12 protein-coding genes and 1 pseudogene are annotated in these 12,673 nt (G+C 70.9%); 9 read left to right on the top strand and 4 right to left on the bottom strand.

The genetic code is table 11. From position 1 onward, the window contains the following. The first annotated feature begins 634 nt into the window (after positions 1–634). From ACIRL2_RS39210 to ACIRL2_RS39185, 6 genes and pseudogenes are all read left to right on the top strand, one after another. Positions 635–1,024, top strand: a complete 390-nt coding sequence (locus tag ACIRL2_RS39210) for a PRC-barrel domain-containing protein (RefSeq protein ID WP_402238810.1) — start codon at positions 635–637, stop codon at positions 1,022–1,024. A 187-nt stretch (positions 1,025–1,211) separates the two neighbouring features. Continuing rightward, on the top strand, positions 1,212–1,394 hold the full coding sequence (locus ACIRL2_RS39205) for a YegP family protein (protein WP_395870812.1): 183 nt from the start codon (positions 1,212–1,214) through the stop codon (positions 1,392–1,394). Positions 1,395–1,549: 155 nt separating this feature from the next. Further along, complete coding sequence (locus ACIRL2_RS39200; RefSeq protein WP_402238807.1) at positions 1,550–1,945, top strand: ATP-binding protein; 396 nt, start codon at positions 1,550–1,552, stop codon at positions 1,943–1,945. A gap of 70 nt (positions 1,946–2,015) precedes the next feature. Next, positions 2,016–2,414 (top strand): STAS domain-containing protein, encoded by a 399-nt coding sequence (locus tag ACIRL2_RS39195; protein ID WP_402238804.1) that lies wholly within the window; start codon positions 2,016–2,018, stop codon positions 2,412–2,414. Between the two features lie 341 nt (positions 2,415–2,755). Beyond that, positions 2,756–3,004 (top strand): annotated as a pseudogene (locus tag ACIRL2_RS39190) (alpha/beta fold hydrolase); the annotation flags it as partial. A 151-nt stretch (positions 3,005–3,155) separates the two neighbouring features. Continuing rightward, positions 3,156–4,109, top strand: coding sequence for a PP2C family protein-serine/threonine phosphatase (locus ACIRL2_RS39185; protein WP_402238801.1), 954 nt, complete (start codon positions 3,156–3,158; stop codon positions 4,107–4,109). On the opposite strand, the gene ACIRL2_RS39180 is transcribed toward ACIRL2_RS39185, so the two are convergent. Beyond that, positions 4,071–4,709 carry an ATP-binding protein gene (locus ACIRL2_RS39180; RefSeq protein WP_402238800.1) on the bottom strand — a complete coding sequence of 213 codons (639 nt, stop codon included), beginning with the start codon at positions 4,707–4,709 and terminating at the stop codon, positions 4,071–4,073. The two genes, ACIRL2_RS39185 and ACIRL2_RS39180, sit on opposite strands and share 39 nt — an antisense overlap. Positions 4,710–5,131: 422 nt before the next feature. On the opposite strand from ACIRL2_RS39180, the gene ACIRL2_RS39175 reads away from it, so the two are divergent. Both ACIRL2_RS39175 and ACIRL2_RS39170 read left to right on the top strand, forming a co-directional pair. Continuing rightward, on the top strand, positions 5,132–6,007 hold the full coding sequence (locus ACIRL2_RS39175) for a SigB/SigF/SigG family RNA polymerase sigma factor (RefSeq protein WP_402238797.1): 876 nt from the start codon (positions 5,132–5,134) through the stop codon (positions 6,005–6,007). A 186-nt stretch (positions 6,008–6,193) separates the two neighbouring features. Then, positions 6,194–7,411, top strand: a complete 1,218-nt coding sequence (locus tag ACIRL2_RS39170) for a phosphatidylserine/phosphatidylglycerophosphate/cardiolipin synthase family protein (RefSeq protein ID WP_402238794.1) — start codon at positions 6,194–6,196, stop codon at positions 7,409–7,411. Positions 7,412–7,760: 349 nt separating this feature from the next. Here ACIRL2_RS39170 and ACIRL2_RS39165 read toward each other — a convergent pair whose 3' ends face one another. Then, positions 7,761–8,990 carry a PP2C family protein-serine/threonine phosphatase gene (locus ACIRL2_RS39165; protein WP_402238910.1) on the bottom strand — a complete coding sequence of 410 codons (1,230 nt, stop codon included), beginning with the start codon at positions 8,988–8,990 and terminating at the stop codon, positions 7,761–7,763. A 542-nt stretch (positions 8,991–9,532) separates the two neighbouring features. Between ACIRL2_RS39165 and ACIRL2_RS39160 the strand changes: the two genes are divergently transcribed. Further along, positions 9,533–10,831, top strand: coding sequence for an SMI1/KNR4 family protein (locus ACIRL2_RS39160; protein WP_402238792.1), 1,299 nt, complete (start codon positions 9,533–9,535; stop codon positions 10,829–10,831). A gap of 60 nt (positions 10,832–10,891) precedes the next feature. On the opposite strand, the gene ACIRL2_RS39155 is transcribed toward ACIRL2_RS39160, so the two are convergent. Both ACIRL2_RS39155 and ACIRL2_RS39150 read right to left on the bottom strand, forming a co-directional pair. Then, a complete protein-coding gene (locus ACIRL2_RS39155; protein WP_402238789.1) occupies positions 10,892–12,241 on the bottom strand; it encodes an RNA polymerase sigma factor in 1,350 nt (449 codons plus the stop codon). A gap of 49 nt (positions 12,242–12,290) precedes the next feature. Next, the gene (locus ACIRL2_RS39150; RefSeq protein ID WP_395870828.1) at positions 12,291–12,662 is read right to left on the bottom strand and encodes a YciI family protein; all 372 of its coding nucleotides are present in this window, start codon (positions 12,660–12,662) and stop codon (positions 12,291–12,293) included. Positions 12,663–12,673: the final 11 nt, after the last annotated feature.

The following is a 12,673-nucleotide window of genomic DNA, read 5'->3' as shown; positions in this document are numbered from 1 at the left end:
GCCGGGGTTCGCCGGAGCCGGGGTTCGCCGGTGCCGGGCGCGCACCCCGGTCGTGGGAGGAGGGCGTGTACCCGCCTCGAAAACCACTCAGTCACGGCGGGTGGAGCCCCGGGGCGCGCTACGGCGGGGACGGGGATTTCGCGGCGGGGGAGAGGGTCCTGGCCGTGGTGGGGAACGGGGCGGCGTGCCCGGGGACATTCGCACTGCCATGTGGATGCAGTGGGGGTTGGCTGGTGCCGACCGAGCCTGGTGACGGGCGGCGGAGGGTCGAAGTTGTGGTGCGCCGCCGCGGCGGTGATGGCCACGACCGGCGGCCGGCCCGGGCGTCTCTCGGTCGCGGCGGGGTCGTCCGCGCTGGCGCCTGCGCAGGTGGCGTCGAACGGCCTGTGCAGGCGTGTGGTCGACCTGTTCGCCTTCGGGAGTCCGTGGCCGGAGCCGTCGCCCGTTCCCGGTCGCGGGCCGGAACACCGTCCGATCCGAAGGCGAGTTCTCAAGCCGGCCTTTCCTCGCGGCGGGTGTGGAGCGGGAGCGGCGGGGCAGGCGTGCGCCGAACCATTGCTCGGACGACTCCCGGGCGGCGGCTGCTGTCTGCCGCGTGGGGGTCGTCGATAGTCGACATCCGAGGAGGATTTCCGTGAGCACCGGCGACAACGTGTGGGGTCACCGTCCCGAGTCCGGCTACACCGCGGGAACGAGCCTGGCCGGCTACAAGGTCGATGCCACCGACGGCAACATCGGCAAGGTCGACAAGCACAACGACGACGTCGACGCGTCCTACCTGGTGGTCGACACGGGTGTGTGGATCTTCGGCAAGCACGTCCTGCTCCCCGCGGGCACGATCGCGAGCATCGACACCGAGAACAAGGTCGTCCACGTCTCGCGCACCAAGGAAGAGATCAAGAACTCCCCCGAGTTCGACAAGGACAAGCACCTCGACGACCACGACCATCGCACACGGACCGGCGACTACTACGGCAACACCGCACCGGGCACCCCGGGGGCCGGCCCCGCCGGCACGCCGTAACCGGCGAACGGATCCGGTTTCGACGCCGACCCGCGAGGCTGTCCGCCGGCGGCGTCGTCCGGAATTCCGTCCGTGATCGACGGTCGGCGAGGCCGACGTGCTCCGCGTCCGCCCTTGTGACCCACGTCCGCGGGTACCGACACCATCGGTCCGGTGCCCGCACGAACCGAGAGGCCGGGTGAATCCCATGGCAGGCAAGTTCGAGGTGTACACCGACAAGAACGGCAAGTTCAGGTTCCGACTCAAGGCGGGCAACGGCGAGATCGTCGCCACCGGCGAGGCCTACGAGACCAAGGCCGCCTGCCTCAAGGGCGTCGAATCGGTGAGGACCAACGCGGCCGACGCCAAGGTCGAGACCCTCGATTCGTGACTCCCGCCGGGTCCGCCGCGCCGACGAGCGCGGCGGGCCCGGGTCCCGTCGTCGGCAGCGCCCCGGCGCGCGCCGACTGCGCGTTCTCCACGTGCCGGCCCGCCGGCGCGGGTCGGCGGTGCTTCACCGAAATCAACACGGGTGGGAGCCCGGATATGACCATTCCGCCACGCAACCCGCCCACAGGGGAACTGAGTTGGACCCTGACGCACAGTGTTGGTGTCTTGGGCCGGGTCCGCGCCACGGTCCGCGACGCCCTCGGCGGCTGGGGCCGGCCCCCGGACCGCGCGGACGACGTCGTCCAGGTCGTCTCGGAACTCGTCGGCAATGTTCTTCGCCACACCCACGGCGAAGCCGAATTGACCTTGAGCCCCACCCCCGACGGAGTCGAGATCGCGGTGGGCGACCACGCCCGCGATCTCCTCGTCCTCCAGCGTCCCGCGAACGGCGACGGCGGATACGGCCTACGCCTGCTCGACATGCTCACCACGACGTGGAGCGTCGAACAACACGAGGCGGGCAAACACGTCCGCGCCCGCATACGACGTTGAAGCCGCGCGACACAGCCGTGCGAACGAATGCGACGATGTGGACATCCCCGACGAGCAAGGCGGCGATCCGATGAGCGTGGCCGAACCCGACCTCGTTCTCACCACACGCACCCCACGTCCGGGCGTCGCGGTCGTCGACGTTCGCGGCCACCTCGACCACCACACCGCGCCCCGACTGCGCAGGCGCGGCTTCGAGCTGATCGACCAAGGGCACCGCCATGTGGTCCTGAACCTGGCCGGCCTGGGGTTCTCCGACTCCACCGGCCTGGCCGTCCTGGTCGCCCTCCACCACCGCACGCGCGCCCATCGGGGCACCGTCGCCGTCGCGGCCCCACCCGAGCGCCTCCGCAGGATGCTGCGCGTGACCGGCCTGTCCCTCGTCGTCGCCGAACACCACGACGTCGACCACGCCTTGGCCGCGATCGAACCCGACGACACTTTGTCTCCTGGGGCGCGCCACGACGCCTAGGACCGGCGTGTGCACTCCGTACGCTTGCCGCGTGTGTCGCCGAGGCGGGCGTCGAAATCCACTCCTGCGAGCGCTTACAGGCCCACCGCGACGACAAGGTTCCTGGCGGAAGACACGGTTCGTTATTCGGCTCGCTACTGCATACGGGTGTATCCCGTGGCCCCCTGGGCAGGCCGGCCCTGCGCCCGTCCGACGATCGAAGGGGATGCCCATATGAGCCCGAGCACCGCGAACATCACCGAGACGACCGCCACCGTATGCCACCCGCGCCCCGTCGACCTCCCGACAGACGACGACCACGGCGACCTCCTCGCGGGCCATCACTGCACCAGCCTCGCCGGTTCCTGGCCGACTCGCAGCTGCCCTGGGGCCTGGACGCGGCCGGCGGCGCGGTGTCCACCCCGGCGTGGCGCACCAAGCCGTCCTGGTACCTGGTCGCCACCGAGGACCACATGATCCCGCCACCCGTGCAGCGCGCGATGGCCGAGCGAATCGGCGCCCGCGTCGCCGAGACGGCCGGCAGCCACGCCGTCTACGTCTCGCAGCCCGCCGCCGTCGCCGACCTGATCAAGCAGGCCGCCGGCAGCTGAACCCGCCCGACCGGCACTCCGGCGCCCGCCGGCCCACCCCCACAAGGGGCGGGCCGGCGGGCGCCGCTCCGTCACAGCCACCCCTCCGGCAGCCCCAACACCCCACGCCCGGACGGGACTTCACCGACCCCCGAACACAGAGGAGCCCGACATGGCATCACACCGGAGATCCCGGAAGCTCGGCCTCGGCGCCGCCGCGTTCACCCTCGCCGGAGCCGCGGCCTTCGCCACGTTCACCACCTCGGCGTCCGCCTCCGCCGGCGACCGCCACCCCCGCCCGCCCAAGCCGACCGTCGTCCTCGTGCACGGCGGGTTCGCCGACGCGTCCAACCGGGAACGGGGTGCGGTCCCACTCGGGGAACAGGTCCCGGGCCAGGGCCTCGTCGAGGAACAGGAAGCGGGCGCTGTGCGGCCGTCCGGGCAGGTCGAACACGGGTGCCAGGAGTGCGCGCCCCAGGGTACGCCGAGGCCGTGCAGGCCGGACCGCCGTCCCCTGGCGGGCTGCCGCAGCAGCCGCCGGCACGGCGTGGGCCCGGTCGACACCACCGAGGAGATCGAGGCCGCCTTGCTGGAACAGTTCGGCCACAGCCGCTACGCGACCGCGATCCTGGCCGAACTCGACCTGCTCACCGGCGCGTTGACCCGGGTCAACCGCGGCCACCACCCGCCGATCGTGATCCGCAACGGTCAATGGGTCGCCACCCTGGAACACCCGCCCGCGCACCCGATGGGCACCGCCATGGGCCTGCCCGTCGAGTTGTACGACGAGCAGCCCGAACCCGGCGACCGGGTCCTGTTGTACACCGACGGCATCACCGAGGCCCGCAACCCCGAAGGCGAGATTCTTCGGCCTCGACCGGTTCGTCGACTTCGTCATCCGCCACGTGGCGGACGGCCTGCCCGCGCCGGAGACCCTGCGCCGACTCATCCGAGCGTTCCGCGAGTACCACCACGACCGGCTCGCGACGACGCCACCCTCCTGCTCCAGCCGTGGCACGGCACCGGCATCGGAACACCCCTGACCGACGACCACCCCGCTTTCGGCCGGCATGCCCGCTGCGCGGGATCAGACCGCGGCGAGGACGTCCACCAACATCAGGCGTGAACTCTCGTGCCGCATCCGCCGGATCGCCGCCGGCACCCACCCGCGCGCCGACGAGCCGATCTGCCGCCGCACCCACGCCGCCGAGCGACGCGGCACTGCCGTTCGGCGGGCCACCGCCGGACCCGCCCGACGAATCGAGCCAAGGGCCGCCCGGATCGGGGCGGCCCCGGGTCCGGCGCGCACCGGACGCGGGTGCCGGCGTGCGTCGGGGCGGGGGGCGTCCAGGTCTGCCCAGACGGTCTTGCCGCCCCGGTGCTTGCGGACGCCCCAGTCGGTGGTGAGGGTGTCGAGGATGTGCAGGCCGAAGCCGCCCTCGTGCTCGGGGCCGGTATCGCGGCGCGTCGGCATCCGCGAGCCGGTGTCGGTGACGGACAACCGCACCCCGCGCCCGGTCCGGCGCACGGCCAGGACCACGTCCCCGGTGGTGTGCACCTGGGCGTTGGTCAACATCTCCGACAGGACCAGAACGGCCGCGGCCACGCGGTCCTCGCCCCACCCCCAGTCGGCGAGGGCAGCTCCCACGGCCGTGCGGGCGCGGGCGGCAGCCCCGGTCCGGTGTGGCACGCGCCACCGGACGAGACAACGACGATGTCGAGGCATGACCTTCCTCACGGACACGTGGGCGGACGGCGGACGGTGTTCCGGGGCGACCTCGGCATACGGGCCCAGGCGCGGAACGACGCGCTCGCGTCCTCGTCCGGCCGGTCGTCGAGCGCGGGATCGGAGCGGGAGACCTCGACTCCACCGTAGGGGCCGTGACCTGGCCGTTCGTGCACCATGGGCGATCCTTTCCCGAGGCCGATGCCGCCGTGCCCGCACGCCTGCCCGGCGGCCCGCGCCTTACGCGTCGCCCGATCGAGTGGATCGACACTCGACGCCGCGAACGCCGCGTTTCGGATGACGACCCCGGCAGGACGTCACTGTCGTCGGCGCGGAATCTCACCCCCGATCGGGTGTACTTCCCTCGATGTGGGGCACAATGCTGCGGCCCACAGCCGGCCCGAAAGCAGGAGGACGCCGAGATGAACCCCACCGCCGCCGCGACCGCCTTCCCGGCGGCCGACGCGACCGCGACCGCCGCAGCCGGGGACGGCGCGCTCGCCGATCTGCCGATCATCGACGACCCGGGCAGTGTCTCGGCGACCGACGCGCGGGCGATGTCGAAGGTGCTGTTCGACCGGCTGCGGGTGTTGGAGGAGGGCACGCACGAGTACCAGTACGTGCGCAACACCCTGATCGAGCTCAACATCCCCCTGGTCCGGTTCGTGGCGGGCCGCTTCCGCTCGCGCCCGGAGACCACGGAGGAGATGGTCCAGGTCGGCACGATAGGCCTGATCAAGGCCATCGATCGTTTCGACCCCTCCTTCGACGTCGAGTTTCCCACCTTCGCCGTCCCCACCATCTCCGGCGAGATCAAGCGCTTCTTCCGCGACACCTCCTGGGCGGTGCACGTCCCGCGCCGCCTGCAGGAGTTGCGCCTGGAACTGGCCAAGGCGCGCGACGCGTTCACCATCGAACACGACCGTGAACCCACCCCCGCCGAACTCGCCCACAGGCTCGGTATCGGCGTCGAGGAAGTCGTCGAGGGCCTCGCCGCCGCCGCGGGCTACACGGCCGCCTCGCTCGACGCCCCGGCCACGGACGACGGCCCCACCGAGGTCCACGCCTCGCGCGCCTCGTTCGTCGACCCCGGCTACGACCTCGCCGAGAACCTGCACGCCCTCAAGCCGCTGATCGCGGCCCTGCCGCAGCGCGAGCGGGACATCCTGTCCATGCGCTTCGGCCAGGACCTGACCCAGTCCCAGATCGGCGAGCGCCTGGGCATCTCACAGATGCACGTCTCCCGCCTCCTGGCCCGAACCCTGACCGGACTGCGCACCCAACTCCTCGCCGACTGAAACCCGATCGAGGTACGTATTGCCCGGGGAACGACCGCGTCGCCTCGTTCGCGACCGCGCGTGGCGGACCCTCCCACGCACCGCATCGGCCGAGTCGTTGCGATGAACACGGGCACCACCGCCCCGCTGCTGATCTGTCCGCGGATGACCGACGCGCTCGCCATCCCAACCGTCGGAAGGTGCCGCATGAGCACTCGGGAGAACAGGGAACACGCCGACGGCACCGACGTGACGGCCCGGCACGATGTACCGGCCCGCAAGCAGCGCCTGCGTCGGCGACTGGAGCGCCTGCTGGGAATGGCGGCCACCGAAGGCAACGAACTCGTCCCCTTGCGCAACGGCGATGCGATCTTCCCCGCCATGCTCGACGCGATACGCGGCGCCGAGCACACCATCGACATGATGACCTTCGTCTACTGGCGAGGTCGCATCGCCCGCGACTTCGCCGCCGCACTCGCCGACCGGGCCAGGGCCGGCGTGCGGGTGAGACTGCTCCTCGACGGCTTCGGCGCGAAGGAGATCGAGCAGGACCTCCTCGACGTCATGGACGACGCCGGTGTCCAAGTGGCCTGGTTCCGCAAACCGTTGTGGCTGTCGCCGTTCAAACAGAACCATCGCTGCCACCGCAAGGCCCTCGTCATCGACGAGCACACCGCCTTCACCGGCGGCGTCGGCATCGCCCAGGAATGGTGCGGCGACGCCCGCAACCCCGACGAGTGGCGCGACACCCACGTCAAGGTCCGGGGCCCGGCCGTGGACGGGATCGCCGCCGCATTCGCCCAGAACTGGGCCGAATGCCACGACGAACTCTTCGACGACCGCGACCGCTTCACCGAACACGACCAGGTCGGGACCTCGATCGTCCAGGTCGTGCGCGGCTCGGCCGGAGTCGGATGGCAGGACATGCAGACCCTCATCCGCGTCATGCTCACCTCCGCCGAACAACGTTTCCGCCTGGCCACCGCCTACTTCGCCCCGGACACCTACTTCGTCGACCTGCTGTGCGCCACCGCCCGCCGCGGCGTCACGGTGGAAATCCTGCTCCCCGGCCCCCACACCGACCAACGTGCCTGCCAACTCGCCGGCCAGCACCACTACACCCGACTCCTCGACGCGGGCGTGCGCATCCGCCAGTACCAGCCGACCATGATGCACGCCAAGATCATGACCGTGGACGGGGTGGCTTCGCTGATCGGCTCGACCAACTTCAACCGCCGCTCCATGGACCACGACGAGGAAGTCATGCTCGCCGTCCTGGACGAGGCGTTCACCGCGGAACTCGACCGGGACTACGACGCGGACCTCGAACGTAGCGTGACCATCGACCCCGACCGCTGGCGGCGTCGGGCCACCGGGCAACGCCTGCGAGAGGCAGCGGTCCTCCCCATCAGACGCTTCCTGTAGCCACCGGACACGATTGCCGGGGCCGCGCAGCGACTGCGCCTGCGAGATTCGCTCAAGACGGACGCGGCCGCGCCCCGGCACCCCTACGTCGTCTCCGCGCCGTTCACCACCACCGAGCCGAATCATCGGGCCGATCCTCCCGGGCAGTCCGGGAAGAGCGCGGCCCGACAGTCGGACGGGGGTGAGCGGGTGCCGGACCGCGCGAGCGTCGACCAGGGGGAAACCGGCGCCGACGGACAACTTCCCCAGCCAAGGCAACACGTCTGGGGCCCTGGGTAATCACGGCCGTCACCGAGCGGTCGAGTGGCGAACCACGCGCAGAGAAGCCTGATCCGTCGCCGTCGACGGATCAGCCATGGCCGTACGAGAACCGGGCCGAGTCCGGGTGCCGGATTTCGGGGCCGGGGCCGGGTCGGGGGCCGTGCCAGTCCAGGCACAGGACGGTGGCGTCGTCTTTGGGCGGTCTGCCGTCGTAGGCGTCGGCGACGGCGGCGACCAGGGTGCGTACGACCTCGCGCGGGTGCTCGGCGGCCGTCTTGCGGACGAGGCCGGGCAGGTCGACGGTATGCGCTTCGCGGTCCTGCATGCCGTCGGTGTGGAGCAGGAGGCGGTCGCCGGGGTGCAGGTCGAGGTCTTGCACGCGGTAGGCGCCCTGTCCGACGACGCCGAAGGGCAGATTCACCGCCAGGCGCAGTTCTTCGACCGTTCCGTCGCGCAGTCGTAGGGGCCAGGGGTGGCCGGCGTTGACGAGTTGGGCGCTGCTTCCGTCGAGGCCGATGCGCAGGAGTTGGCCGGTGGCGAAGGTCTGCCGGCCGTGGTCGAGGAGGGCCTGGTGGGTCTGGCGGGCCTGTTCGGCGAGGTCGGCTCCGGCACGGCGGGCGCCTCGGGAGGCGTTGACGAGGAGGGTGGCCATGAGGGAGGCGTCGACGTCGTGACCCATGGCGTCGGTGACGGATAGGTGCAGGGTGTCGTGGTCGAGGGCGTAGTCGTAGGTGTCGCCGGCGATGTCGGAGGCGGGGACCAGGGCGCCGGCGAGGGTGAATTCGGGGGCTTCGCAGGTGGGAGCGGAGGGCAGGAGTTGGCGTTGGATCTCCGCGGCCAGGCTGACGGTGGTGGTGCGGTTGCCCCAGTGGTAGAGGTCGGTGAAGCGGCGGTCGGTGACGATGATGTACGCCAGTGCGTGCGCGGCCTCCTCGACCTGGGCCAGCACGTCCGCGGTGACGTGGGTGAGGAACAGTTCCAGGACACCGATGGTGTCGCCGCGGTTGGTGACGGGGGTGAGTACCCGCTGACCCTGGTCGCCCTGTGGTGTCACGACCGGCTTCTGGGCGCGCAGGACCTCGTCGTAGACGCTGCTGCCGGCGAGAGGGACCTGTTCGGCGTGGTGTTCGTGGTCGGTACGGGGGGTGTCGTTGACGCGCAGCAGCCTTCGTCCGACGACGTCGACGAACAGGAAGGACACGTATCGCGCGTCGAAACGCTCGCGCAGATTGTGTGCCACGACATCGAGGGAACGCACCGGCGCGGTACCCTCCGCAGCCGCCAACACCTCGGCCAGTCCAATTCGTTCACGCACCAGATCACTCCCCAGGCCACCGGCACTCCTCCGTGCCGACACGACAACAGCCACAACCGCGACGCATCGCGGGCGGGAACGCGCCGCCACCGACCCCGGGAAGTCGGGATCGAGCCAGGACGGCGAGTGGGTCTCGCCTGCCTGCGGGACGGTGTGGTGCATTTCCCGGGGTGAGTGTGCCCCGGTCAAGGTCATGTATTGCCAGGACTCGACGACGGCGGATCGACGGCGGCGCCCGCCGCGGACCTCCGACACGGGGCCGATGGCGGCCTCGAGAGGTGATCGCCGGTGCTCTCATGTCCGGTGGTGGGAGTATCAGGACCTTTTTACAGTCCCGTCGCAACGGCCGTGTCCTGTGCGGCCGGTTGGCGTGGGGCGGGCGGCACGTGGTGGCTGCAAGTTCGGCGGCGACTTCGACGAAGCGGCCCGACAACCGGGTCGCCGTCGCGGCCCCCGGCGCGCCGGCGCGTGCGGGTCGGGTGTGCTCGGTGACCCGGGCGGAATGTGCTTGGATGTCGATCGAACAGGCGTGCTAACTTTCGAGAATGCAACAGCTGACACGTGCGCTTCTTGCCGCGATCGACGAGAAGAACCCCGACGCGCTGAGTCGCCTGTTCGCCCAGGGTGTCGATCCGGCAGTCGAGTACGACGATCACGGTTTGGTGGATCTGGTCGCCTTCCGGGCTGTCGACACCGGTGCGGTGGAGTTGGTTCGGCCGTTCGTCGTCGCGGGACTGCCGGTCGACGCGCAGGTGGCAGGCGTCTTCGTCGGCGGCTCGACGATGTTGGGTACGGCAGCCCGGGATGGCTGCCTTCCGATCGTCGAGTACCTCATCAGCGCGGGCGCCGACGTCAACCACAGCGATCCGTGCGATCCGAACGACCCGGACGATCCGAATTTCGGGACAGTCCTGACCCACGCGCTGGGGTGTGCCGAGCCTTTGCCGGTCGTGTCCGCGCTGCTGCGTGCCGGAGCCGACCCGAACGTGCCCCGCCCGGACGGCTGGACCCCGCTGATGTTGGCCGCACACGGCGGGGACATCGAAGTCGTGGAAGCGCTGTTGGCGGCCGGGGCGGACGTGCTCGCCGTGAAGGGTACCGGGAATCGCAGAACCCACGCGCTGCACATCGCCGGCGTCCGCCATCACCGCGACATTGAAGCCCTGTTGCGGAAGCACGGTGCGGTCGATCTGATCGACGGCGCATCCGAGGTCGCCCAATGGCGTGCCGAACATGCCGCCACGGCCTTGTCGCTCGTGCGTCATGAGGTGCCGAATTCCGTCGACATCGACGCCTGCACCGAGCGACTGACCACGACCGTGTCCGACATCGCCGACTGGCTCGCCGCGCATGACGCCGGTGCCGCCGAAAGGTTGAGCAGCAGACGGGGCGCGGCGGATCCGGCCGCGATCGCCGAACTCGAGGCCGCGGTCGGTGAACCGCTGCCGGCCGAATTCCGGGCGTACCTACGGCTGTTCGGCGGCTCGGCCGGTCTGGACGTGTTCGAGTACGACGGGATGTCCGTCTCGGAGATGATCAGCACCCGCCGCGGGCTCACCGACCTTCTCGCCGAGGGCACCTTCGACAGCGCGGAGCCACACCAACTGGATCCGGACGACAAGTCCGTCCGATACCGATGGTGGCATCCCGGCTGGGTCCCGTTCGCACGGGACGGTGGCGGCAATCTGCACTGCATCGACCTTGCCCCCGAGGCCGACGGCGTCCGCGGACAGGTCTTCTCCTGGGAGATCCAAGGCGGCCCGCTGCCCGTGCGGGCCTCGTCGTTCGAGCGGTTCCTGACGGCGTACCGGAACAGCCTGTTCCGCAGCCGCGAGGGTTGGTAGGCACGGTTCGAAGCGGTGGGGGCCGGAAACGGGGTGTTGGCCACCGAGCCGGCCCCGACGCTACTCGCTGGTTTCAGGGGGCAGGTGGGATGTCCCTTTCGAAATCGCCGGGGCATCGCGGGCGTCGCCCGGGGATGGACGATCGGTTCGGGGGGTGAGCCGGTCGGCTTCGTCGAGCAGGTAGCGGCGCTCGACCCGGTTGTCGGTCAGCGCGGCGGCCTCGCGGTACAGGGTCCTCGCAGCCGCCGTGTCGCCGGTGGCATGTGCGAGATGGGCCCGCACCGCGCGTTCGCGTCGGTGAGTGAGCGGATCCTGATCCAATGCGTGGCGCCGGTTGAGGTCGTCGAGCAGCGCCAGTCCCCGAACCGGGCCGTACGCGCGCGCGACGGCGACCACTCGGGCCAGTCGCACCGGCGCGGTCGGGGCGAGTCGTTCCAGCCACAGGTAGAGCATCGCGATCTGCGGCCAGTCCGTCGCCTCCGGCGTGGCGGCCGCGGCGTGCAGCGCCGCGATCGCCGCCTGGAGGCGGTAGGGGCCCGGCTCACGGCGGTGCCAGACGCCGTCGATCAGGCGGGTGCCCTCGCGGATCAGATCGCGGTTCCAGCGGGAGCGGTCCTGCCGGTCCAGCGGTATCAACGCGCCGTCGTCGCCGGTGCGGGCCGGCCGTCGCGACTCGGTGAGCAGCATCAGCGCCAGCAGGCCGGTCGCCTCGGCGTCGTCCGGCACCGCGTCGACGAGCATCCGGGTCAGCCGAATTGCCTCGCTCGTCAGCCGGGTGCGAGCGAGTTCGTCTCCCGCGGAGGCGGTGTAGCCCTCGTTGAAAACGAGGTAGAGCACCCGCATGACGGCGCTCATCCGGGAGGCCTGGTCCGTGTCGGTGGGCAGGGTGAAGCGGGCTCCGGCGTCGGCCAGTCGTCGTTTGGCGCGGCTGATCCGCGTCGCCATCGTGGCCTCGGTCGTTCCGTGGGCGTGCGCGATTTCGGCGGTCGTGAGGCCGGCGACCGCGCGCAGCGTGAGTGCCACCTGGGAGTCGGGGCTCAGCACGGGGTGGCAGCACAGCAGTAGCAGGATGAGGCCGTCGTCGGTCTCCCGCGCGGGGGCCGCCTGGCGGGTCGGCTCGCGCAGGATCAGTTCGGCCATGCCCGCTTTCTGCTCGCGCCGGTGCCGTGCCTGCTCGGAGCGCAGGAGATCGACCATCCGCCGGTGGGCGATCCGGATCAACCAGCTCCGCGGTTCGTCCGGCACGCCGTCGACGGGCCACGTCCGGCTCGCCGTCAACAGCGCCTCCTGTACGGCGTCCTCGGCGATGTCGAAGCGGCCGAAACGGCGCGTCAACGCGCCAAGCACCTGTGGCGCTTCGGTGCGAAGCAGGAGTTCGACATCCGCGGTCGCGCCCGGCCCGTCGTTCATCGCGGGATGTGGCGCGCCGTCCGCGCCGGGTCGTGCGACAGCCTGTTGCTCATGACGCGAAGTCCTCGCCCATGATGGGCCGGATCTCGATCGGCTCGCCCAGGACCTCCACGATCCGAGAGGCGATTTCCAGGGCACGTTCCCGGCCGGTCACGTCGATGACGGCGAAGCTGGCGAGGACCTCCTTGAGTTCGGCGAACGGTCCGTCGGTCGCTGTCACACCCGTCGGGGTCCGGCGCACGGTGGTGCTGACCGCGGGGTGGCCCAGGCCCTCGGTGCCGACGAGTTCGCCGGTCGCGCGGAGTTCCTTCTCGAACGCCTGGTAGGCGGCGAACGCGGCCAGCGCGTCCTCCGTCGGGGCATCGGCGGTCGCGGCGTCCCAGGCGGCGGCCGAGGTGTAGCCGAGAAGCAGGTATTTCATGACGCTTCCTT

Source organism: Embleya sp. NPDC127516 (assembly GCF_044765325.1).
GTDB lineage: Bacteria > Actinomycetota > Actinomycetes > Streptomycetales > Streptomycetaceae > Embleya.
This window is presented reverse-complemented; position numbering and strand designations above follow the sequence as displayed.